A 21,170-nucleotide genomic window follows, 5' to 3' on the forward strand; every position below is an offset into this window, starting at 1 on the left:
GGGCCCCTGGATGAGCGCGGCTGACCAGGCCACGGCACCGCATATACGGCTGCCTCTGTCCGACCGGCCTCCTGTCCGGCCCCGGGCGGCGAGCCGGCTGCGCGCCCTGGACGGGCTGCGGCTGGTGGCCGCGCTGATGGTGTGCATGTACCACTTCACCGGCAAGAACGGCGAGGTCGCCACCTCCTGGGACCAGTCCCCCGGCGTGATGTTCCCGACGCTGTCGCAGTTCTCCACCTACGGCAGCCTGGGTGTGCAGTTCTTCTTCGTCATCAGCGGGTTCGTGATCTGCATGAGCAGCTGGGGCCGCAGCCTCGGCGACTTCTTCCGCTCCCGGATCTCCCGCCTGTTCCCCGCGTACTGGGTGGCCATCGTCATGGTCACCGGCGCCGCGGTGCTCCTGCCGGTCGTCGTCCACCCGGTGCGGCCGGACGAGTTGCTGGTCAACCTCACGATGATGCAGCAGCCGCTGGGCGTGCCGCGGGTCCTCGGGGTGTGCTGGACGCTGTGGGTGGAGCTGAAGTTCTACGTGCTGTTCGCCCTGTTCGTGATCTGGAAGGGCGTCACCTACAAGCGGGTGGTCACCTTCTGCATCCTGTGGACGCTGGCCGGCGCGTTCGCCCGGGTCGCCGACAACCCGCTCACCGACGAGCTGGTGATGCGCGACCACGCCCCGTTCTTCATCGGCGGCCTCGCGCTGTACCTGATCCACCGCTTCGGCAGCGACCTGCTGCTGTGGGGCATCGTCGGCATGTCGTTCCTGCTGGGCCAGCGCTACTCGGTGATGGCCCTGTGGCACCCGGGCGCGCAGGGCGAGTTCCACCGCAACCCGTACGTCATACAGGGCATCGTCTTCCTCGCCTTCGCCGCGGTCGCGGTGGTGGCGCTGGGCTGGACGCGCTGGGCCAACTGGAACTGGCTGACGGTCGCCGGGGCGCTGACGTACCCCTTCTATCTGATCCACGAGCACCTGGGCTGGTTCTTCATCCGGGTGCTGCACCGGGGCCTGGGGCTCGGCTCCTACGTGACGCTGGCGCTGTCCGTACTGAGCCTGCTCGGACTGGCCTGGCTGATGCACCGGTTCGTGGAGAGGCCGTTCGGGCCGAAGCTGAAGCAGGCTTTGCCTGCCGTGCGGTTCTGACCCTCGCGGAAAGGCGGTTGGGGTGCCCCGTGACCCGGGGCACCCCAACCGCCTTTCCGCGAGGGCGTGTTGCTTCCGCTTACTTCCGCGTCGTCTGCCGCAGCTGCCGTACGGCCTTGCGGACCGCCGGGTGCCTGCGCAGTGCCTCGGCGCGCACCGGGCTGCCGCCGGGCAGGCGCAGACTGGTGAGGCGGCGGCGCTTGAAGTAGTGCTGGTACCGGTCCAGGTTGGCGCCGAGCCAGGCGGTCACCTCGTCGCGCATCGCGTGATGCTTGCGGGACTGCATGCAGTAGCCGACGCTGCGCACCAGCGGGGCCAGCTCCGCGGCCATCCCGGCGAGTTCGAGCGGGGAGCCCAGCTCGGCGTTCTCGGCGTCGGGCAGGGCCGCGTCGATGATGGTCAGCGGGATGCGGTTGCTGTTCTCGTACGGGGTGATGCGTTCGAGGAGCAGGTCCGTGCCGACGCGGGCGACCGGGATGCCGTAGAAGGCGGCGGCGGTCATCAGCGCGGTCGAGAAGCAGCCGACGACGAGCTTCGGCTTCAGGTAGGCGAAGACGGTCTCGGCGAGGACGGGCTCGTTGAGAACCGTGAGGGTGACGCCGAGTTCGTCGGCGACCGCCTCCAGGGACTCGTTGAAGACGGCGGGCGCGCTGGGGTGCGGCTTGAACAGCACGTCCTGGTGACCGGCCCGGGCGGCGGCGCGCAGGAAGCGGATGTGCAGCCGCTCCTCCTCGTCCTGGGTGATCAGGTCGATGGCCGAGAGGTACTGGCCGAGGAGTACGGCGGTGGGCGGGTTGTCGGCCGGGAGGCGCTCGGCGAGGATGCCGGCGCCGGACTCGCCGATCTGCGCGAGGACGTCGACGATGGCGTCGTTCGCGACGGCCTCGGGTTCGACGCCGTACTCGGACAGCAGCATGGGCTTGAGGCCCGGCACCAGGTCCAGGTGCAGGACGCGCTTGATGCGGCTGCTCATGCCGTGCGGGATGCGGTTGCGGGTGGGGCCGTAGCTCATCAGGCCGTCCGCGTACACATGGATCGGGCTGTCGGCGAAGATGTCGGCGACCGCGCGGGAGGGGTTGGCCTGGATGGACTCGCAGGCGATCTCGACGGGCTCGTCGCCCAGGTTCCAGGCGAGGCGTACGGCCTTCTCCCACAGCAGGGTGTCCTGGCCGCGCGGGGACCAGCCGGCCGGGTGGTGGGGGGAGATGAACTCGTTCCAGGAGCGCACCTCGTCGAACTCGGGGCGCAGCTTCTCGAAGCCGGCCATCTTGTCCAGCGGGGTGCCGACCTCGGGGATGGCGGCGGTGTTGCTGACGACCAGGATGCGGCGGACGCCCTCGCGCGGGCCGAACTGGCCGGCCCGGATGGCGGCGGTGACGGTCGCGGCCGCGTACTGCGTGGCCGAGAAGAAGATCTGGATCATGCCGCCACTCCCTTCATGCCGCCCCTTATCCGGCGCAGCATGTACACGCGCTCCTCGCCCATCCCGACGAGGGCCTCTTCCAGCTCGTCCTCCGACATCCTGCCCAGCGCATCGGCGGCCATCTGCTTCAGCCTGGCGGCGATGCTGCGCTCGAACCGGCCGCGGCTGAGCAGCTGGTGGGCGATGACGACGCAGTAGTTGCGCAGCGCCTTCTTGCGCAGCCCGGCCACATCGGGGTCGTCGGCGAGCTCGGCGAGGACGAGGTCGAAGGAGCGGAAGAAGTCGAGCTGGCGCACGTCGCCGATCTGGGTCAGCGAGCTGGCCACGCCCCGGCGGTAGAAGACGCCGCGCAGGCTGGCGACGGCGTAGGAGTCGGCCCTGCGGTGCAGGTCCCAGATCCAGGGGCGGTCCTCGGCGGTCTTCAGTCCGTCGTGGAAGCGCAGCATGCCCTTGTCGAGGAGGCGGCGGTGGTAGACGCCGGCCCAGGCGTAGGGATAGTCGACCATGGTCGTGTCGTCGACCGGGAGGATCGAGGTGCGCGGGTCGAGGGGGGTGTGCCGCCGTCCCTCGGGTGCCCGGTGCACGGTCCGCTCGATGCCGGTCACCTGTACGTGGTCGGTCCGTACGAAGTCGACGTCGAACCGCTCGATGGCGTCCACCAGATCCGCGAGATAGCCCGGGGCCAGCCAGTCGTCACCGTCGAGGAAGGTGAGGTAGCGGCCCTCGGATGCGTCGATCCCGGTGTTGCGCGCGGTGGCCAGTCCGCCGTTGTGCTCGTGCCGAATCACCCGGCTGTTCCCGAGTCTCTTCGTCAGCGTCAGCAGCGCTTCGTATGTCTTGTCCTTGGTGGACCGGTCCTCGACGAAGATGAACTCGAAGTCGTCCCGCTCGTTGTTGACCAGGCTGGTCACCGTCTCGGGTACGTACGACTCGATGTTGTAGCACGGGACGATCACGGACAGGGTGGGGGGGCGGTTGGTCACGCGTACACCTGGGCTCTCTCCGGGGCGGATCCCTGCGACCGTAGGAGATGTTCGACGCGGCACATCAACTCCCTGCCAACTACCAGGTGAACGAAAAGTAACGGTCACCTGATCCCGTACCGCGCCCCGATCCCGTCGATCACCACCGCCAGCCCTTCCTCGAAGTGCGCCTCGTAGTCGGCGAAGATCTCCGCTCCGGCCTGGGCCGACAGGGGGAAGTCGGCCATCAGGCGGGCGCGTTCGGCCACGTCGTAGCCCTCCCGGCGCTCCCCGGCCATGGGCTCCACGCCCTGCTCCTCCGTGACGAAGCCGAGCGTGTAGAAGTACGTCGTCGAGGTCGCGCGGACCGCCTGGGCGAGGGTGAGGCCCGCGGCCGTGAAGAGGCGCAGGGTGTCCTCCATCTGCTCGGCGTGCACGATGCCGGTGAAGCGTGAGCCGCTGAACACCTTGGCCCCGTCGCGGTGGCCGAGCAGCGCCGTGCGCAGTCCGCGGTTGGACTTCAGCAGCCGCTCCCGCCAGGTGTCGTCGGGGTCGAGGGGCGTCCCGGCGATCATCCGGCGGTACATCTCGGTCGCCATCTCGTCCAGCAGCGCCTGCTTGTCCTTGAAGTGCCAGTACAGGGCGGGCGCCTTGACGTCGAGCCGTCTGGCGATGGCGCGCAGGGTCAGTCCGTCCAGGCCGACCTCGTTCAGGAGCTCGAGGGCGGTGTCCGCGACGCGGGTGCGGTCGAGGGGGGCTCGTCGTTCCGAAGTCACGCTTGACAGCTTAACGACGTTAAGGGCACGCTCACACCCAGGCAGCACTTAACAACGTTAAGGGGGATGGGCGTGAACCGCGATGCTCTGCTCGTGGACGTACTGATCGTGGGGGCGGGCCCGACCGGTCTCGCGCTGGGGATCGACCTCGCCCGGCGCGGGGTGGACGCACTGGTGGTGGAGCGGGCCGAGGCGCTGTTCCCCGGGTCGCGCGGCAAGGGGATCCAGCCGCGCACGATGGAGGTCTTCGACGACCTGGGCGTGCTCGACGCGATCCGCGCGGCCGGCGGCGGCTATCCGGTCGGGATGATCTGGCGGGACGGAAAGCGGATGGGCGAGCACCGGATGTTCGACCCGGCCGAGGTGACCGAGGACTCGCCGTATGCCGAGCCGTGGATGGTGCCGCAGTGGCGGACGCAGGAGGTGCTGTACGCGCGGCTGGCGGAGCTGGGCGGGAAGGTCGCCTTCGGCCGGGAGGCCACCGGGATCACACCGGACGAGGACGGGGTGACCGTGGGCTTCGCGGACGGCGGCGCCATCCGCGCGCGGTACGTCGTCGCCGCCGACGGCGGCCGCTCGGCCGTGCGCCGGGCGCTCGGCGTCGGCATGACCGGCGAGACCGTCGACCCGAGCCCGACGCTGGTGGCGGACGTCAGGATCACCGGCCTCGACCGGGACCACTGGCACCTCTTCCCGCCGTGTGGGGAAGGTGAGGGCTTCCTCGCCGTCTGCCCGCTCGCGGGGACGGAGGACTTCCAGGTCACGGCCCAGCTCACGGAGGGGACGTCGGTGGACGTCTCTCTGGAGGGCGTGCGCGAGGTCGTCGGCGCGCGATCCCATCTGGCGCCGGAGGACGTCACCGAGGTGCGGTGGGCCTCGAACTTCATGCCCCGGACAGCCCTCGCGGACCGGTTCCGGGTCGGACGCGTGTTCCTCGCGGGGGACGCCGCGCACGTCCACTCCCCGGCCGGCGGGCAAGGGCTCAACACCAGCGTGCAGGACGCCTACAACCTGGGGTGGAAGCTGGACGCGGTGCTGCGGGACGGGGCGGCCGAGGCTCTGCTGGACACGTACGAGGAGGAGCGGCGGCCTGTCGCGGCGGGCGTGCTGGGGCTGTCGACGAGCGTGCACCGCGGGGAGGTGCGGCGTGGGGTGGCTACGCGTCAACTGGGGCTGGGATACCGGGAGTCGAGCCTGACGGTGGAGGCGCGGGCGGTCCCGGGGGCGGTGCGGGCCGGGGATCGGGCGCCGGACGGGGTGGTGGATGGCGTACGGCTGTTTGACGCGTTCCGGGGGCCGCACTGGACGTTGGTCGCGGTGGGCGTGGTGGCGCCTGGGGTGCCGGGGGCGGTGCGGGTGCTGCGAGGGGGCGCGCAGGGGGCGTACGGCCGCGGGTTGTTCCTGGTGCGGCCGGACGGGTATGTGGGGTGGGCCGGGGACCAGGAGACCGGGCTGCTGGACTACCTGGTCCGGTTCGGGCTTCGCTAGTCGTCGCCGTCGAGGAGGGTGTCGACGGGGAGGTCGAGGGTGACACCGACGGATTCGGGGATGGGGACTGTCTGGCCTCGCTTGTAGCGGAGGGGGTCGGGGTACTTGCCGTCGATGGGGTTCTGGTAAAGGAGGACTTCGTCGTGCGCGCGGTCGACCACGACATAGACAGGGATGCCTGCCTTGGCGTAGGTCCCGAGCTTGATGACCGTGTCATTCGACCAGTTGGTGGAGGTCACCTCCAGGACCAGCCGGAAGACATGCGGCGCATAGCAGTTCTTCTCGACAAGCGAATCCCGGAAGTCAGTGTCGACGACGGACACGTCCGGCACCGCGTAGTCATCCGGTCCGGTCGGCAGCCAGAGTCCGATCCCGGGAACCGCCCGGAGCCCAGCCTCCCGGGCTCCGGCCTCCCTGAACGCGTAGCTGACCTCGACGCACGTCACTTGATGCGGTCCATCCGGCGGCGGTGTCACAACGATGCTCCCGTTGAGGATCTCTACCCGGTGCCCGGGCAGCTCCTCCCAGAGCCGGTCGGCGGCATCGGCAAGCGACGACTCGTGCAGCATCACAGCCACGGCACCCTCCTTTCGGGAAAACCCTCCACGAGATTAACCGGGGACGGACGGTTTCCGCCCCCGATCACTCATTCGAGGGAATCGCCCAGCTCAGAACACATCCGACGGCACATAAGTCCCCCAAACCTCCCGCAGCGCCCCGCACACCTCCCCCACCGTCGCCCGCCCCCGCAACGCCTCCTTCATCGGATACAGCACGTTCTCCTCCCCCTCGGCCGCCTTCCTCAGCGCGGCCAGCGCCGCGTCCACCGCCCCCTGGTCCCGCTCCGCCCGCAGCCGCGCAAGCCGTTCCGCCTGCCGGGCCTCGATCGCCGGGTCCACCCGCAGCGGCTGATACGGCTCCTCCTCGTCCATCTGGAACCGGTTGACGCCGACCACGACCCGCTCGCCGGAGTCCGTCTCCTGGGCGATCCGGTACGCGCTGTGCTCGATCTCGTTCTTCTGGAAGCCGTGCTCGATGGCCGCGACCGCGCCGCCCAGGTCCTCGACCCGCCGCATCAGGTCGACCGCCGCCGCCTCGACGTCATCCGTCATCCTCTCGATGACGTACGAGCCCGCGAAGGGGTCGACCGTCGCCGTCACGTCCGTCTCGTACGCCAGCACCTGCTGGGTGCGCAACGCCAACCGCGCGCTCTTGTCCGTCGGCAGCGCGATCGCCTCGTCGAAGGCGTTGGTGTGCAGGGACTGGGTGCCGCCGAGCACCGCCGCCAAGCCCTGCACCGCGACCCGGACGAGGTTCACCTCCGGCTGCTGGGCCGTGAGCTGCACACCGGCCGTCTGGGTGTGGAAGCGCAGCATCAGGGACTTGGGGTTCCTCGCGCCGAACTCGTCCCGCATCACCCGCGCCCAGATCCTGCGCGCCGCGCGGAACTTGGCGACCTCTTCGAGGAGGGTCGTACGGGCCACGAAGAAGAAGGACAGGCGGGGGGCGAAGTCGTCGACGTCCATCCCCGCGGCCACCGCCGTACGGACGTACTCGATGCCGTCCGCGAGGGTGAAGGCGATCTCCTGCGCGGGGGACGCGCCCGCCTCGGCCATGTGGTAGCCGGAGATCGAGATGGTGTTCCACTTCGGGATCTCGGCCCGGCAGTACCTGAAGATGTCCGCGATCAGACGCAGGGAGGGCTTGGGCGGGAAGATGTACGTCCCGCGCGCGATGTACTCCTTGAGCACGTCGTTCTGGATCGTGCCGGTGAGCCGGTCGGCGGCGACGCCCTGTTCCTCCGCCACCAACTGGTAGAGCAGCAGGAGCAGGGCCGCGGGGGCGTTGATCGTCATCGACGTCGACACCTTGTCCAGCGGGATCCCGCCGAACAGCACCCGCATGTCGTCGACCGAGTCGATGGCCACGCCCACCTTGCCGACCTCGCCGTGCGCGATCGGGGCGTCGGAGTCGTGGCCCATCTGGGTGGGCAGGTCGAAGGCGACGGAGAGGCCCGTCGTGCCGTGGGCGATCAGGTCGCGATAGCGGGCGTTGGACTCCGTCGCCGTGCCGAAGCCCGCGTACTGGCGCATGGTCCACGGGCGGCCCGTGTACATCGTGGGATACACGCCGCGGGTGAAGGGGTACGAGCCCGGCTCGCCCAGCTTCTCGGCCGGGTCCCAGCCGGTCAGCGCGTCCGGCCCGTAGACCGGTTCGATGGGCAGTCCGGACTCCGACTCGCGCGCCATGGTGGATACCTCCCGCGTTGCCGTGGTCACCCCTGTGTCCCACGATGCCGCGTAGTTCGCGACCGGTCACGCGCGGGGAACATCTCAGGTGACATCGGTGCGGTCGGGGTGGCCGCGATGAGACGACCGGGGGCGGGGATGCGTATCAGGGGCATGAGGAGAACGGCTGCGGTATGCGCCTCGGGCGCCGTGCTCGCGGTGCTGTGCGGCTGCACGGTGCAGGCCTCGGACGGCGAGCGGCACTCGCCGATCCGCATAGAGCTGCCGGACGGCACGCCCTCCCCGAAGTCCGCGCCGCCCGACGACAAGCCGAGCGCGACGCCCCCGCCCGCGGCGCCCGCCGTGCTGTGGCGGCGCGGCGACACGGGCCGGGACATACGGGAGCTGCAGGCCCGGCTGCGGCAGATCGCCTGGCTCTTCGACGGGCCGACCGGGACCTACGACGACCTCACCGAGCAGGCGGTCCGGGGTTTCCAGGGCAAGCGGGGGTTGCCGAAGACGGGCAGGACCGACGAGGTCACCTGGCAGCGGCTGCTGAAGATGACGCGCGAGCCCGGCAAGTGGGACCTGTACCTGATGGGCGGGCAGCCCGCCGACGCCCCGGACGCGCGGTGCCTCAGCGGCCGGGTGCTGTGCATCAGCAAGTCGAGCCGGACCCTGCGCTGGATGATCGACGGGCGGACGGTCGTGACGGTGCCGGTGCGGTTCGGGTCGGAGTACACACCGACCCGGGAAGGTGTGTTCAGTGTCTACTGGAAGTCACGGCACCATGTGTCGACGCTCTATGACTCGCCGATGCCGTACGCGATGTTCTTCAGCGGTGGCCAGGCGGTGCACTACTCGTCCGACTTCGCGGCCACGGGCTACGCGGGCGCCTCGCACGGATGCGTCAACGTGGCCGACGAGCGGGCGATCTCGGAGATGTTCGCCCAGGTGCGGACCGGCGACAAGGTCGTCGTCCACTGGTGAGGGCGGGAAGCGGAGATGAGGCGCGGGCGGGACCGGGGGAACGTGTCCCGCCCGCGCCGATGCACGAGCCGCAGGTACGGGGGGAACCCCGGCTCTGTGCGACGGCCGATGACCAGTCGGCTCACTCTCATCAGCGCCGCCGCGGCCGAAAACGTCACTCTCACGGCGAAGTATTTTCCCGGATCTATAAAACCGCAGGTCAGCGGCTTGTGATGGGGGTGCGCACAGGGAGCAGGGCGGTCACGGCCGAGTGGAGCCGCGCGGCGCTCTGCGTGCGGTGGCCGTCGCGGCCGTGGCGACCGCGCGGGTCACCCTCGCCCTCGTCGTCCCTCCGCCTGTCCTTGCCGCTGTCCTTGTCCTGGTCGTCGTCGCCCTGGTCGCGGCCCTTGTCCTGGCCCGCGTTCTCCTCGCCGTCCCGCTGGGACCGGGTGCTCTCGCCGGCGCCGGACAGGACGTTCTTGCAGTACTTCCACACGCGTGCGGAGCTGCCCGCCGCGTTCTCCAGGGTGCGGCGGTGGTCGCCGGTCAGCGGCCTGCCGTCGCGGACGTCGCGGCAGTAGGAGGTGACGTTCTTCCACCAGCCGCCGGGCTTCTCCCGGTCCCCGGAGGCGGAGTCGCGGTCCGTGGCCGAGCCGCCGGTCGCCGCCGGGTCCTCGGGGGCGCCGGGGCCGGCGGAGGCCCCCGAGCCGCCGTCGGGGGTGGGCTCGTCCTGCCCGCCGGTCTCGGGGGACGGCGAGATGAGCGGGCGCTCCGTCGGTGCCGGTGCCGAGACGGTGGCGGCCGGGCGGGCCGGTTCGTCGCGGTCGAACGGCGTCGGCAGGACTCCGGTTCCGGCCGCGACCGCGACACCGCCGACCATGCCGACGGCCAGCGCGGCGGCGAGACCGAGCCGCACGGGACGGGCCCAGCGGGGGCGGCGGACGGCGCGGGACGGGCGGCCGAGGCGGACGAGGCCGGCGTCGGCGGGGCCCGAGTCGGGCGGCCCGGGGCGGTCGCCGACGGTGGCGGAAGCGTCCTCCCGGTCCGCCTCCCGGCCCTTGCGGGCGGTGCGGAACGCGGCCAGCGCGGCGGCCTCTCCGGGGAGTTCCTCGCTGGTCGGCGGGGGTTCGGCGGTCAGCGCCTCAAGCGTCTTGGCCAGCCGTTCGGCCTGATCGCGATCGGCCGCGTCGACAGCTTCCAGTGACTCTCCGCTCAGCAAACGCTCCGCCGTTTCGCGGTCCAGCCACCTGTACAGCTCGTCGGCCATCACACATCCTTCTGCGTCCGCGAACGCATATGCGTCACACTCGCGGACGTCACCGCACGGCCGCGCGGTTCTCGCTGGGGAGGCAGGGCGTCGAGCACCCCGGCCGATTCCGGATCGTCACCGAGCAGCTCGGCGAGCCGCTTCAGGCCCCGGTGCGCGGCCGTCCGTACCGCACCCGGCCTTTTGCCGAGCGTCTCCGCGGCCGTCTTGGCGTCGAGCCCCACGACCACGCGCAGCACGACCGCCTCGGCCTGGTCCTGCGGCAGCCGCGCGATGAGGGAGAGGGTGCCGTCGGTGGCGAGCGCCTCGATGGCCTCGCCGGCGGTGTCGGACTCGGCGGCCTTCCCGGTCAGCTCCGTCTCGTCGCCGCCGATCGCGGGACGGCGGCCGCGCATGCGTATGTGGTCCAGCGCGCGGTTGCGGGCTATCCGCGCCGCCCAACCGCGGAAGCGGTCCGCGTCCCCGCTGAACCGCTCCAGGTCGCGCGCTATCTGCAGCCACGCCTCCGAGGCGACGTCCTCGGCGTCCGGGTCGCCGACCAGCGTCCGCACGTACCCGAGCAACCGCGGGTGTACGGAGCGGTACACAGTCCGGAACGCGGTCTCGTCCCCGTCCTGTGCCGCAAGCACCGCGGCGGTCAGCTCCGCGTCATCCCCGAGCACTGGATCCCTCAATTGATGGTTGCGGTGCCGAGACCGCAGGTCGTTGCGGTGGTCCTACACCCTCCGCGTCCGGCGCGAAAGGCACGTTACGGCCTGAAACCGCTGCTCGTCCATGTCCGTACAACATGCAACTACCCGGGAACCCGTGAAGTGTCCGCCCAGGTGTGACAGAAAACGCAGTCATGGCGCTGTAGAGAGTACGGGCCGCCGCGCGGCCCGTGCCGCGCGACGGCCGGGGCCTCTCCTGTGGGGGGTGGCGGCCCCGGCCGTTGCCTCGGCGCAGGGTTCGCAGCCCGACGGGTGGGTTCACCGGGGTGTGCGAGGGGTGGTCATTCCCCCGCGGACTCACTTCTTCTCAGTTCTTCTTGCCGCTCTCGGGCGCGTTGTCGGCCTGGTCGCCCTGGTCGCCGCCCGCGCCGTTGTCGGCGCCGCTCTCCGCATTGTCGGCGCCGCTCTCCGCGTTGCCCGCGCCGCTCTCCGCGTTGCCCGCGCCGCTCTCCGCGTTGTCCGCACCGCTCTGCGCGTTGTCGGCGCCGCTGTCCGCGTTGTCGGCGCCGTTCGTCGCGCCCGCGGCGCCGCCGCCCGGCGTGGCGGCCTGGCTCGGCCTGCTCGTCGCCGCCCGCGCGAGTTGCTCGGCGCAGTACGCGGCCACCTTGTCCTCGCCGCCCGCCGCCGTGACGAGCCGCTGCCAGGCCGTGGCGTCCAGGGCCTTGCCCTGGCCCTTGACCTGGTCGTAGGCGCGGCACCTGGCCTCGGTGTCCTGGGCGGTGTCCGGATGGCCGGGCTTCTCGGCGGCGGACCCGGCCGAGGACGGCTCGGCGGTCGGCCGGTCGAGGGCGCTGTTGGACGGGGTGGGCCCGCCCTTGTCGTCGGATTCGTCCGAGGAGCCGGACGAGCCGATCGCGGCGAACGCGGCCCCGCCCAGCGTGAGGCTCGCGAGGAACAGGGAAAGCGTGGTCCGCACCGACAGCGCCAGCCGCCGCTCGCGGGGCCGCCAGTCGTCCCGGTGCCGGGTGCGTGCCGCCCGGTGGGCGCCCGAGTCCCGGGCCGCCCGGAACGCGGCCACGGCGCGCTGCTCGCCCTCGCTGTCGACACGGTGCCCGCGCAGGACGGCGGCGGAGAGCAGCGCCTCCAGTTCGGCGTCGTCCAGTGCGAGGGCGGGTCCGGACGCCATGCCGTCAGGGTGCACATGCCGACGGCCGGTGGACCCACCGCCGTTCTGCTGTTCACCCATGTCCGTTTTCCGTTCCTGTCCGACCTGATCTGTATGCGTCTTGCGTGCGGTACGTCATGCACATGCCGTACGCGATCCACGTGACCTTCATGACCGCTGAGACCGGCATGCTCGTAGAGCCTGTACGTCCTTCACGTCCCGTACGACTCACCGCGCACCCGGTTTCGCCTCACCGAGGCGCCGATGTGTCGCCCCGGTCGCCGCCGTCACGCTCACTGTTCATTTCGATTCCCCCAGCGTCCGGGGGCCGTCATCCGTCACACCTTCGACGCCGAGCTGCTTGGCCAGGCGCTTCAGCCCCCGGTACGCGGCCGTGCGCACCGCGCCCGGGCGCTTGCCCAGGACGCGGGCCGCGGACCGTGCGTCGAGGCCGACGACCACCCGCAGCAGCACCGCCTCGGCCTGGTCCCGCGGCAGCCCGCGGACCAGGTCCAGGGCGACCTCGGTGGAGATCGACTCCAGCGCCTGGTCGTACGTGCTGTGCGGACCGGGCAGGTCCAGCAGTACGTCCTGCTCCAGCGACGCCGCCCGGGGCCGTACCTTCTGCCGGCGCAGATGGTCCAGCGCCCGGTGCCGGGCGATGGTGGCGCTCCAGCCCCGGAACCCGGCCCCGTCGCCCTTGAACCGGCCGAGGTCCCGGGCGATCTCCAGCCAGGCGTCGGAGGCCACGTCCTCCGCGTCCTCCCCGACCAGCCCGCGCAGGTACCCGAGCAGGCCGGGCTGCACCAGCCGGTACGCGACCGCGAACGCGGCCTCGTCACCTTCCTGAGCCCGCGCGACGGCCGCGCCCAATTCCCCGTCGTGCGCGTGCACGCGGCGGGGTTTCCCTCCCTGGCCCAAGAACTGTCCTCGTCCGTACCGGTTCGTAGCGAATCCGCGCCCTGCGATGCGGCCACCGTTGCCCACGTTCCTCCACGGTCAACAGCGCCGATCCCCACGGAAGTGTCACAGGGGGACCGTCACCCCACCCCTTCCGGCAGCACGACGGCTTCCCCGTAGGGCCCCGAGGTCCGCTCGGTCACGTCCTGGCCGTAGCGGATGACCCCGCTCCCGTACGGGATGCGGAAGACACACCGGAACGCGTGCGAAGTGATCTGATACGTCGAGGGGTCGAGGACGACCGACTCCTCGGCGCGCTCCACGGTGATCCCGCTCTCCGGCGCCGTGACGCCGGCCGCGCGCAACTGCTCCAGGGTCGGGGCGAGTTCACGTAGTGCCTTGCGTACGACGGCCTGGTCGCGTACGGCGGTCAGCGCGCCGGGCGTCGTACGGACGCGCAGTTCGACCCGCCGGTCCGACACGGTGAGGGAGACCGCGTCGCCGTAGTCGCCGAACGCGTCCAGCGCGGCGACCGGGTCCTCGACCTTGTCCGCGATCTCCGGGTCGGAGAGGGGCCCGTGCCGCCAGGCGGCGTCGCCCTCCTTGACGTACCCGGTGCCGTCGACGACGTAGATCTCCTCGGACCTGGTCACGCCCTTGCTGGTGCGGATGCTGCCGGTGGAGTGCAGTGCCCACGGGTCGCCGGTGGTCCGGCGCACCTGCGCCGAGTAGCCGGCGCCGCTCTTCTGTCCGCGCAGGACCAGTTCCTCGCTCCCGCGCACGGTGAACCGCCAGCCCTCTTCCGCGGCCATCGCCTCCTTGGCCAGGGCGAGGAACTCGGCGGGGGTCTCGGGAGCGGGCGCCGGCTCGGCGGGGTCTCGGGAGCGGGCGCCGGCTCGGCGGGGGTCTCGGGAGCGGGCGCCGGCTCGGCGGCCGCGGTGGACCGGTGGCTCTGGCCGGAGGGCGGCGCGTGGTCCGTCGAGCATCCGGCGAGTACAGCGGAGACGAGGAGCGCGGTCGTCGCGGCGAGGCGCCTGCTCATGCCACGACTCTCCGCGCCCGCCCGTGCAGGGTCAGATAGAAGGTCTGCAGCGACTCGGTGGGGCCGCCGGTGTCGAACCGGTTGTGGACCTTGCCCAGTGGGTTCCAGACCCGTCCGTCCGGCATGCGCACCCCGACCGGCTGGCCGAAGTACGCGCGCTGGTCGGCGTCGAAGTCCTCCCACACCGCCCCCGCGCGGCGCACGAGCACCTCACCGACGTACGCCCCGAGACCGAACAGCGTCTCCCGCGCCCGCTCCCGGTCGGCGCCGCCCTTGCGCAGTCCGTCGATCAGGAAGTCGACGAGGCGCAGGCTGGCCACGGAGTAGTCCAGCGGCAACCGGTTGCGCGCGGTGACTCGGGTGACGAAGCCCGCCGCCTGCGAGCGCATCTCCCGTGCGCGCGGTGCGCGTTCGTCCACTGTGCTCATGGGGCTCCACCCCTCAGGTCGGTCGGCGGCAGGACTCCTACCGGTCCTCCCGCTGACCCAGCGGACGTGACCTCGTGAGCATCACGGGTAACGAGCGTGTTCATTCGCACACAGCGAAGTCACCGAACTCGTACAACTTTTCGGCGCCTGATGCGTCCGCGTGGGCACCGCATCCGCCGTATCTCAGGGAACGGCGGGCCCGCCCAGGTAGCGGCCGTCGCGATCGTAGGGCCAGGCGTTGGCGACACAACCGTCGAGGCCCTTGATCTGCTGCATCATCGCGGGAGCCGGCCGTCCCGGGCCCGGGCAGCCCTCGTGGCCGTGGCCGATGCGGTGGCCGACCTCGTGGTTGACGATCAGCGCGCGGTACTCCCCGATGGGCCCGTCGAACTCCGGCGACCCCAGCACCCACCGCTTGAGGTTGACCACCACGTCCGTGCCCACGCTGCAGTTGACCTCACCGCGCGTCAGCAGTCCCGCGGCCCCGCAGATGCGGTCCACCGTACCGGGGGTGGCGATCTTCACGACGAAGTCGTACGACCCGGAGCCGACGAGCTGGAAGGAGTTCACCCCGTCGTGGGTCCAGCCACGCCGGTCGGCGAGCACCGCGGAGATCTCGGCGGCGGCCGCGCTCGCGGAGACGTCGATGCCGCCCTCGACCATCACCTTGTAGCGCCGGACGCGACTGCCGGTGCCGACGACCGACCCGTCGGCCTGTGCGGTGGTGAAGGTGCCGGGACCGGTGGCCGGGATGTCGATGGTGCCGGTCGTGGCCGACGGGGAGTCGGAGGGGGCCGGGGAAGGAGGGGGCGAGGACGAGGACGAGGACGAGGCGCTGGGGCTCTCGGAGGGGTCGGCGCTCGGCTCCGGGGCGGGCGGGACGTCGGCCTCGGCGGTGGGCGCCTCCAGCATGTCCCCCGCGTCGTCGGCCACCGCCCGGTCGTCGGCACGGCCGCCCTGCCAGTACGCGACGGCGGCCCCGGACGCGAGCATCACGGCGGTCAGGGCGACCCCGGCCAGGCCGGTCCGCGCGAGGCCGCGGCGGCCACGGAACCGGCTCCGGCCTTCGACGCCCCTCGACCGAGGCCGCTCCGGAGGTATCGGCTGCTTGACGTGCTGCCCCATTGGCGGAATGTCCCCCGTATCAGCGGTCATGTGTGTCAGCGGTTGCAGGCCCCCTCAACCAGGCAAGACGGCTAACAGGCGGGGTTCGTTCAGGTCAATTCGCCGGACAAGGCGCTGAGTTCGTTCCAATCCATGGCGAAGTGCCGCCAACTCCGCATAGCCGCACGCCTCGCACAACCATTGCGGCTCGCTGGAAGTCGGAGAGTCACAGGGATGGCATACGATGCGCACACCATCCCCCATAAAGTTCTCATAAGAGGTCCGTTCGCGGCATATCCGCCGCAGTCGCTCTGCTCGCGATCGGCGCGGTGGGGTGCTCGACGGTCTCGGACGCGGTCGACAGCACCAAGGAGGGCGCCAAGAAGGTGGCCCGCCAGCGCTCGGTGTTCACGCTGCACGTCGGGGACTGCTACAACCCGAACTCCAAGGGCGAGGGCGAGGAGACCCTCGTCGAGATCGTGCCCTGCGAGGAGGCCCACACCGGTCAGGTCGCGGCCGAATTCCAGATCTTCGACGTGAAGACCTTCCCCGGTGACGAGGAGGTCTCGGCGATCGCCGACGAACGCTGCCCGGTCGAGGTCGCGAAGTTCGCCCCGGACACCTGGGCGCTGCCCAAGGGGGTCTCCCTCTTCTACTACCACCCGACCGCGCGGAGCTGGGCGACCGGCGACCGCGCCGTGAGCTGCACCTACACCAAGGAATCGGGCAAGTTCAGCGGCTCGCTGAACACCGCGAAGACGCTGAAGCCCGAGCAGATCTCGTTCCTGAAGGGTTCGAACGGCGTCTACGACGCCCTCTGGGAGAACCAGCCCGAGAAGGACGACGCCGAGCAGGACCTGCCCGGCTACAAGGCGCAGGCCAAGGCCGTCGCGGCCGCCCTCGACACCCACCTCAAGAGCCTGAAGGGCATCGACGGCACGGAGGTCGGCAAGCTCCGCGAGCAGCTCACGAAGACGGCCGGGCACTGGAAGAAGGCCGCGAACGCCGCCGACGTCGACACGTTCTACATCGCCTACGACTCGGCCTTCACCGGCATCGACCCGAACAAGACGGTCGCCGCCCGCAAGGAGCTGGGCCTGGCCACCACCGTCCCGGCCGACGAGGCCGAGGTCTGGGCGCCCTGACGCCGCCGCGGGCCGCGCCCACCGAAGGCGCGGCCCCGCCCCCTCACAGGCGAGCGCCGCCCATCACGGCGCCGCCTCCCCGCGCAGAACGGCCCGAGCGGCCGCCGCACCCCGTACGACAGCCTGACCGGGCCCGGACCCGCTGCCTCGCCGGCCCGCGCACGGCGGCGGTCCCGGCACAGGCGCGCGCGTCGGCGACCGGCCGGAAGAGCAGCGCCTGCGGCACGGCGGCGGGGCAGCCGCAGTCGCCGGGGCGGCCACGGCGACAGACGGGCCTAGACGACTCGGCGTGCCTGGGCGAGTTGATCGGAGTCGACGGAGGGGGTGTGCGCCGGAGGGAGGGAACCCGCCCGCCGGAACGGACGCCGCACGGCAACTTCCTTACATGCACGGTCACTTCGAGTGACTGCGATGCGGTTGCGATCTTTCATTCACACGCGGGGCAGATGGCGGCCCACCAGGGCCAGCAGTCGCTCCCCGTCCTGTGGAGAGCGCAGCCCGCGCTTGGGCAGCACCTCCACGAGCAGGATGTTCGGGTCGCGGCTGAGCAGCACCACGTGGTCGCGGGTCTCGTGGTAGCCGCGGAAGACCGACCAGCGCTGTACGAGCGTCACGTGCTCGGTCTCGGTCGCGATCCCCGCCTCGCCCACGGACGTGCGGTACTCGCCCTGCCAGGCGACCGTGCGCAGCGCGTGATGGGCCTGGAGGTGCGGGATCGACCAGATCCAGGCGGCGCAGAAGACGGCGGCCACGAAAGAGAACGCGGAGCTTTCCGGTGAGGTCACCACCAGCACGGCGCCGGTCCCGAACAGCCCGGTCAAGCCCCACCGGACCAAGTGGAGGCGCCGACGGCGCTCACGCAGCCGGACGCCCGCCAGGATGTCGGCGCGCGTCGGCCGGTGGACCAGCTCGGCCGTGTCCTGTCTTCCGTCCCGCCCCATGTCCACGTCCATAACCATGAAGCGGGATCGTACTGCCGTCGTGCAGCGGGCGTTCATGGGGACCTTCATGCCGGCCGGAACCCATACTCGTCCGGTTCGGTCACTTACGACTGCTTCGCGCACCAGATCGAATCCGGTCTGCCTGCCGTGTTAGGTTGCGGCGCCTTTGGGAGGGCCGTTCCGCGTCGACCCCTGTGCGTCCGCGTTGAACGGCCTCCTCTGCCATGCCTTTCGCATGCCTACTGGAGGTGCTCCGTGGCCCCACGCCACCAGCCGAACCGAAGAAGACGACCACTCGTACGCGGCGGGCTCGCCACCGCCGTGGCCCTCGCCGCCGTCGGCGGAACCATGCCCTTTCTCCTGTCGGACGCCCACGCCGAGACGTCCTCGCTGACCATCCCCGCTCCGAACCGCTTCAAGCCGGTCGCCAACCCCGTGTACGGCGCGGGACCCGGCGGCGTCGTGGAGCGCACGGAGGTCAAGGACCAGAGCGCGCTCGGCTACTACCGCTGGGCCCCGGACGGCGGTACGCCGGTCGACCTTCCCGCCTCGTCACCGTACGACGACGTCAACTCGATCGACGGAGGGGGAGGCAGCCACGTCTCCGTCACCAGCGGGGACGTCGTGGCGATCTACGACTCCCCGAACCGGGTGCGGGTGATGGACATGAAGTCCGCCACCACCACCCAGTACACGCTCCCCACCGGCCACTTCTACCGTGGCGTCTTCGGCTCCGCCGTGCTCACCGCCACCCGGGACGCGAACGGCGACAAGAACGTCCTGCACGTGCTGCGCATGGCGGACGGACAACTCACCGACACCCTCGTCACCGGGCTGAACGGCTGGGTCGCCGAGGACGGCATGACGCTCGGCGGCGACGACCGTTCGGTGGCGATCTGGTACGCGCACCCCGACGGCACCCGCGGCATCGGCCTGCTGGACCTGGCGACGGCCGCGGTCACCCCGGTGCTCTCGGGCGCCACCGGCGCGAACGCGCAGGTCGTGTTCTCGGACGCGTACGTCGCCTGGTACTCGCCCGAGGGCGGCAACACCACGGCCCGCGTCCTCCCCCGCGCCACCCCGCAGGCGGCCGACACCAAGGTCGAGCTCGGCTCGGGCGACGCCGAGGGCACCCCGCGCCTCGGGCTCGTCGGCGACTGGCTGCTGACCACGCGCCAGTTCCAGCAGGCCGCAGGCGACTTCCTGGCCCGCGAGGGAGCCCCGCTCACCGCGCTGCCGATCGCCGGCGGCGAGCCGAAGACCCTGCTGGCGCACGCCGGTTGGCGTATGGCGCAGGTCCCGGGCGGCGGTGTGGCCGTCACCGGCGGCGCCTCCGCCGGGGACTGGGCGGTGCGCCGGGTCTCCGTCGGCGACGACGGGGCGCCCGTGCTGCGTACGGTGCGCGAGGTGGCGCCCAAGGAGGGCAAGCTCAGGAAGCTGTCGCTCACGGCCGGGCACCTGGTCACCGCCGAGTCCGACACCACGTACCTGCCGGCGCTGTTCCAGCGGCAGCTCACCCTCGGCGCCGCCCCGTCGGCGGGCGAGCGGTCGCTGCTCGTACGGCCGGACGCACAGACCACCGGCGAGGCGGCACAGCGTGTCTACGACTCCCGGCAGCCGGTCGGCACCGGGGACGGCCATACCGTCGTCGCCACGACCGACGCGGACGGCGCCCAGGTGCTCGTCGTGCTGGCGGCGGACGGCACGAAGACCGTCGTACCCGCCGTGGACCCGCAGACCGGCGAGACGATGCCGACGGGCTCGGCCCACTACTCGGCCGTGCGCTCGGCTTCCGGCCGCTATGTGGTGTTCGGTGACAGCGGACGCGGGCTGGAGGACCGGCAGTACGTCGTCGACCTGGACGCGTCCGGCGGGCCGAAGGTGGTCCGGGTCCGCCAGGGCCAGGGCGGGCTCGCGGTCTGGGGCACCAAGCTGTGGATGCCGAGCGACTCGGACGACGGCACCCTCCAGGCCGTCGACCTCAAGTCCGGCGAGACGACGGTCACGGACCCGATCACCGACAACGGCTGCCAGCCGCAGCAGTTGCAGACGGCCGGACCCTGGGTGTACTGGGACTGCTACCCCTCGGGATCGGTCAGCTCCGGCCACGGCGTCTACAACACGCAGACCCGGCAGTCGTCGTGGGCCCCGCGCGGCGCCCTCGGCGATGGCTATGTGGTGGCGTACGACGGGAGCCGCGGCCGGCTCGGCCTGACCCCGATCGGGGACGCCACGCGCACCATCGAGGCCTTCACCTCCCAGTACGAGTACCCGATCGTGGAGGCCGACCGCTTCGGCGGCGCGGTCGCGTACGCGAAGGAGAGGAGCGCCCGGATCACCGTGGTCGACTCGGGCGTCGCCACCTCCCAGGTGGCCGAGATCGAGTCGCGGGTCGAACAGTCCGTGAACCTCACGTCCACCGCGGACGCCGTGTGGGACGCGGACTGGCTGCTGTCCAAGCCCGTCATCGACGCCCAGGTGACGGTCCGGAACAAGACCGGCCGCGTGATGTTCACGGGTGCGGCCAAGGAGTACGCCGCCGCCGTGTCGTTCTCGTGGGACGGCCGGACCGGCGACGGCCGGTACGTCAAGGACGGCACCTACACCTGGGAGCTCACCGGCGCCCCGGCGGACGGCAGCGGCGGCGCGCTGAAGGTCACGGGCACGGTCGGGATCAGCGGCGGCCAGGTCGCGCGTACCGCGCGCTGAACAGCGCTACCGGCGCCGGTCATGCCCCCGGTGAGGGGAACGCTGGGGGCATGAGCCGACGGACACGCGCTTCAAGGCTGCGACCGCACGACTGCGACGCAGCAGACCGCGGCCAGCAGCAGCGCGAAGGCGGCCGGGCGCCAGCCCGCCTCCGCCGCCGAGCCGGGGAGGCTCCGGTCGGTCGGGGCGACGACGCCATCGGGGTCGAAGACCATGTCGAGGTGGTCGCCGGGCCTGGTGGAGAGCGTGCAGGTGCGCCACGCCTCGGCCGCGACAGGGGTGCCGTCGGCGAGTTCCACGGTGCATGAGTTCTGCACGTAGTCCCGGCCCTCGTAGCGATGCGTGTCCACCTCGGTCACCACCACGCTGCGCGTCACGCCCCGCTCGGCCAGCACGGCCTCCTCGGTGATCTGGGGTACCCACCAGGCCAGCAGGGCACCGAAGACGGCCACGACGGCCACGAGGACCCGTCCGGCGTTGGTGAAGAAGAGGTAGGCCGCCGCGGCGAGCGCGACGGCGATGCCGGCCACCAGCGCCGGGAGGCGGTGGCCGGTGAGAACCCCGGCGACGCCGCTGCCCGCGATCAGGGCCGCGCCTCCGAGTCCCAGTGCGATCCCCTCCACGATCAGGCGCCTCGGGGGCGGCCCGGTGAAGTTGGCGGGCCCCCACATCAGTGCACGGTAACTGGTGTCCGGCACGGCTCCCGGACGGTCATCGCCGTACTCGGGTCCGGAGTGTGCGTCGGTCATGGTGTCCGTTCCTGTGTGCTGGTGCCGTCGACCTGCCCGGTCGGCGGCCGCAGAAGAGTCGCACCGGGGGCGGACGGTGTCCA

Annotated in this window: 19 protein-coding genes; 5 read left to right on the plus strand and 14 right to left on the minus strand. The window is 71.5% G+C overall.

Annotated elements, in window-relative coordinates:
• Positions 1–10: 10 nt before the first annotated feature.
• Positions 11–1,141, plus strand: coding sequence for an acyltransferase family protein (locus IM697_RS39450; RefSeq protein ID WP_194041606.1), 1,131 nt, complete (start codon positions 11–13; stop codon positions 1,139–1,141).
• A gap of 79 nt (positions 1,142–1,220) precedes the next feature.
• On the opposite strand, the gene IM697_RS39455 is transcribed toward IM697_RS39450, so the two are convergent.
• The 3 genes from IM697_RS39455 to IM697_RS39465 all read right to left on the minus strand — a co-directional run bounded on the left by IM697_RS39455 (position 1,221) and on the right by IM697_RS39465 (position 4,302).
• Complete coding sequence (locus IM697_RS39455; RefSeq protein WP_194041608.1) at positions 1,221–2,564, minus strand: alpha-2,8-polysialyltransferase family protein; 1,344 nt, start codon at positions 2,562–2,564, stop codon at positions 1,221–1,223.
• Entirely contained in the window at positions 2,561–3,547 is a 987-nt protein-coding gene (locus tag IM697_RS39460) for a glycosyltransferase family 2 protein (RefSeq protein ID WP_194041610.1), read from the minus strand. The genes IM697_RS39455 and IM697_RS39460 overlap by 4 nt, the downstream gene beginning before the upstream one ends.
• Before the next feature lie 104 nt (positions 3,548–3,651).
• Positions 3,652–4,302, minus strand: coding sequence for a TetR/AcrR family transcriptional regulator (locus IM697_RS39465; protein ID WP_194041612.1), 651 nt, complete (start codon positions 4,300–4,302; stop codon positions 3,652–3,654).
• A gap of 87 nt (positions 4,303–4,389) precedes the next feature.
• On the opposite strand from IM697_RS39465, the gene IM697_RS39470 reads away from it, so the two are divergent.
• Positions 4,390–5,790, plus strand: coding sequence for an FAD-dependent oxidoreductase (locus IM697_RS39470; protein WP_194050061.1), 1,401 nt, complete (start codon positions 4,390–4,392; stop codon positions 5,788–5,790).
• On the opposite strand, the gene IM697_RS39475 is transcribed toward IM697_RS39470, so the two are convergent.
• Together IM697_RS39475 and IM697_RS39480 are read right to left on the minus strand one after the other, a co-directional pair.
• Complete coding sequence (locus tag IM697_RS39475) at positions 5,787–6,359, minus strand: Uma2 family endonuclease (protein WP_322734585.1); 573 nt, start codon at positions 6,357–6,359, stop codon at positions 5,787–5,789. The genes IM697_RS39470 and IM697_RS39475 overlap by 4 nt on opposite strands.
• A gap of 99 nt (positions 6,360–6,458) precedes the next feature.
• On the minus strand, positions 6,459–8,039 hold the full coding sequence (locus IM697_RS39480; protein ID WP_194041616.1) for an acyl-CoA mutase large subunit family protein: 1,581 nt from the start codon (positions 8,037–8,039) through the stop codon (positions 6,459–6,461).
• Positions 8,040–8,192: 153 nt separating this feature from the next.
• Here IM697_RS39480 and IM697_RS39485 point away from each other — a divergent pair, with 153 nt between their 5' ends.
• Positions 8,193–9,008, plus strand: coding sequence for a L,D-transpeptidase family protein (locus IM697_RS39485; RefSeq protein ID WP_228044345.1), 816 nt, complete (start codon positions 8,193–8,195; stop codon positions 9,006–9,008).
• A 199-nt stretch (positions 9,009–9,207) separates the two neighbouring features.
• Here IM697_RS39485 and IM697_RS39490 read toward each other — a convergent pair whose 3' ends face one another.
• From IM697_RS39490 to IM697_RS39520, 7 genes are all read right to left on the minus strand, one after another.
• Positions 9,208–10,254, minus strand: a complete 1,047-nt coding sequence (locus IM697_RS39490; RefSeq protein WP_194041618.1) for a hypothetical protein — start codon at positions 10,252–10,254, stop codon at positions 9,208–9,210.
• Entirely contained in the window at positions 10,254–10,916 is a 663-nt protein-coding gene (locus IM697_RS39495) for an RNA polymerase sigma factor (RefSeq protein WP_194041620.1), read from the minus strand. The genes IM697_RS39490 and IM697_RS39495 overlap by 1 nt, the downstream gene beginning before the upstream one ends.
• A gap of 355 nt (positions 10,917–11,271) precedes the next feature.
• Positions 11,272–12,090: a hypothetical protein gene (locus tag IM697_RS39500; protein WP_194041622.1), complete on the minus strand. Its 819-nt coding sequence runs from the start codon at positions 12,088–12,090 to the stop codon at positions 11,272–11,274.
• A 279-nt stretch (positions 12,091–12,369) separates the two neighbouring features.
• Complete coding sequence (locus IM697_RS39505; protein WP_194041623.1) at positions 12,370–12,990, minus strand: RNA polymerase sigma factor; 621 nt, start codon at positions 12,988–12,990, stop codon at positions 12,370–12,372.
• Positions 12,991–13,109: 119 nt separating this feature from the next.
• The gene (locus IM697_RS39510; RefSeq protein WP_194041625.1) at positions 13,110–13,955 is read right to left on the minus strand and encodes a hypothetical protein; all 846 of its coding nucleotides are present in this window, start codon (positions 13,953–13,955) and stop codon (positions 13,110–13,112) included.
• Between the two features lie 52 nt (positions 13,956–14,007).
• Positions 14,008–14,439, minus strand: a complete 432-nt coding sequence (locus IM697_RS39515) for a hypothetical protein (protein WP_228044346.1) — start codon at positions 14,437–14,439, stop codon at positions 14,008–14,010.
• A gap of 183 nt (positions 14,440–14,622) precedes the next feature.
• Positions 14,623–15,564, minus strand: a complete 942-nt coding sequence (locus IM697_RS39520; RefSeq protein WP_228044347.1) for a DUF3152 domain-containing protein — start codon at positions 15,562–15,564, stop codon at positions 14,623–14,625.
• 308 nt (positions 15,565–15,872) lie between these two features.
• Here IM697_RS39520 and IM697_RS39525 point away from each other — a divergent pair, with 308 nt between their 5' ends.
• Positions 15,873–16,688 carry a septum formation family protein gene (locus tag IM697_RS39525; RefSeq protein WP_194041628.1) on the plus strand — a complete coding sequence of 272 codons (816 nt, stop codon included), beginning with the start codon at positions 15,873–15,875 and terminating at the stop codon, positions 16,686–16,688.
• A 431-nt stretch (positions 16,689–17,119) separates the two neighbouring features.
• Here the strand turns inward: IM697_RS39525 and IM697_RS39530 are convergent, their stop codons facing one another.
• Positions 17,120–17,647, minus strand: a complete 528-nt coding sequence (locus tag IM697_RS39530; RefSeq protein WP_228044348.1) for a YcxB family protein — start codon at positions 17,645–17,647, stop codon at positions 17,120–17,122.
• 237 nt (positions 17,648–17,884) lie between these two features.
• Here IM697_RS39530 and IM697_RS39535 point away from each other — a divergent pair, with 237 nt between their 5' ends.
• The gene (locus IM697_RS39535) at positions 17,885–20,338 is read left to right on the plus strand and encodes a FlgD immunoglobulin-like domain containing protein (RefSeq protein ID WP_194041630.1); all 2,454 of its coding nucleotides are present in this window, start codon (positions 17,885–17,887) and stop codon (positions 20,336–20,338) included.
• Between the two features lie 71 nt (positions 20,339–20,409).
• Here the strand turns inward: IM697_RS39535 and IM697_RS39540 are convergent, their stop codons facing one another.
• Positions 20,410–21,087 carry a hypothetical protein gene (locus tag IM697_RS39540; protein WP_194041632.1) on the minus strand — a complete coding sequence of 226 codons (678 nt, stop codon included), beginning with the start codon at positions 21,085–21,087 and terminating at the stop codon, positions 20,410–20,412.
• Positions 21,088–21,170 lie beyond the last annotated feature (83 nt).

Origin of the sequence: Streptomyces ferrugineus, from assembly GCF_015160855.1 — a bacterium.
Classification (GTDB): Bacteria; Actinomycetota; Actinomycetes; order Streptomycetales; family Streptomycetaceae; genus Streptomyces; species Streptomyces ferrugineus.

Excerpts from the sequence above, each read along its gene's own strand:
- IM697_RS39485 (WP_228044345.1), top strand. The coding sequence starts at position 8,193 with ATGAGGAGAACGGCTGCGGTATGCGCCTCGGGCGCCGTGCTCGCGGTG.
- IM697_RS39500 (WP_194041622.1), bottom strand. The coding sequence starts at position 12,090 with ATGGCGTCCGGACCCGCCCTCGCACTGGACGACGCCGAACTGGAGGCG.
- IM697_RS39530 (WP_228044348.1), bottom strand. The coding sequence starts at position 17,647 with ATGGTTATGGACGTGGACATGGGGCGGGACGGAAGACAGGACACGGCC.
- IM697_RS39515 (WP_228044346.1), bottom strand. The coding sequence starts at position 14,439 with ATGAGCACAGTGGACGAACGCGCACCGCGCGCACGGGAGATGCGCTCG.
- IM697_RS39480 (WP_194041616.1), bottom strand. The coding sequence starts at position 8,039 with ATGGCGCGCGAGTCGGAGTCCGGACTGCCCATCGAACCGGTCTACGGG.
- IM697_RS39475 (WP_322734585.1), bottom strand. The coding sequence starts at position 6,359 with ATGCTGCACGAGTCGTCGCTTGCCGATGCCGCCGACCGGCTCTGGGAG.
- IM697_RS39490 (WP_194041618.1), bottom strand. The coding sequence starts at position 10,254 with ATGGCCGACGAGCTGTACAGGTGGCTGGACCGCGAAACGGCGGAGCGT.
- IM697_RS39455 (WP_194041608.1), bottom strand. The coding sequence starts at position 2,564 with ATGATCCAGATCTTCTTCTCGGCCACGCAGTACGCGGCCGCGACCGTC.
- IM697_RS39520 (WP_228044347.1), bottom strand. The coding sequence starts at position 15,564 with ATGGGGCAGCACGTCAAGCAGCCGATACCTCCGGAGCGGCCTCGGTCG.
- IM697_RS39510 (WP_194041625.1), bottom strand. The coding sequence starts at position 13,955 with ATGCTCGACGGACCACGCGCCGCCCTCCGGCCAGAGCCACCGGTCCAC.
- IM697_RS39450 (WP_194041606.1), top strand. The coding sequence starts at position 11 with ATGAGCGCGGCTGACCAGGCCACGGCACCGCATATACGGCTGCCTCTG.
- IM697_RS39540 (WP_194041632.1), bottom strand. The coding sequence starts at position 21,087 with ATGACCGACGCACACTCCGGACCCGAGTACGGCGATGACCGTCCGGGA.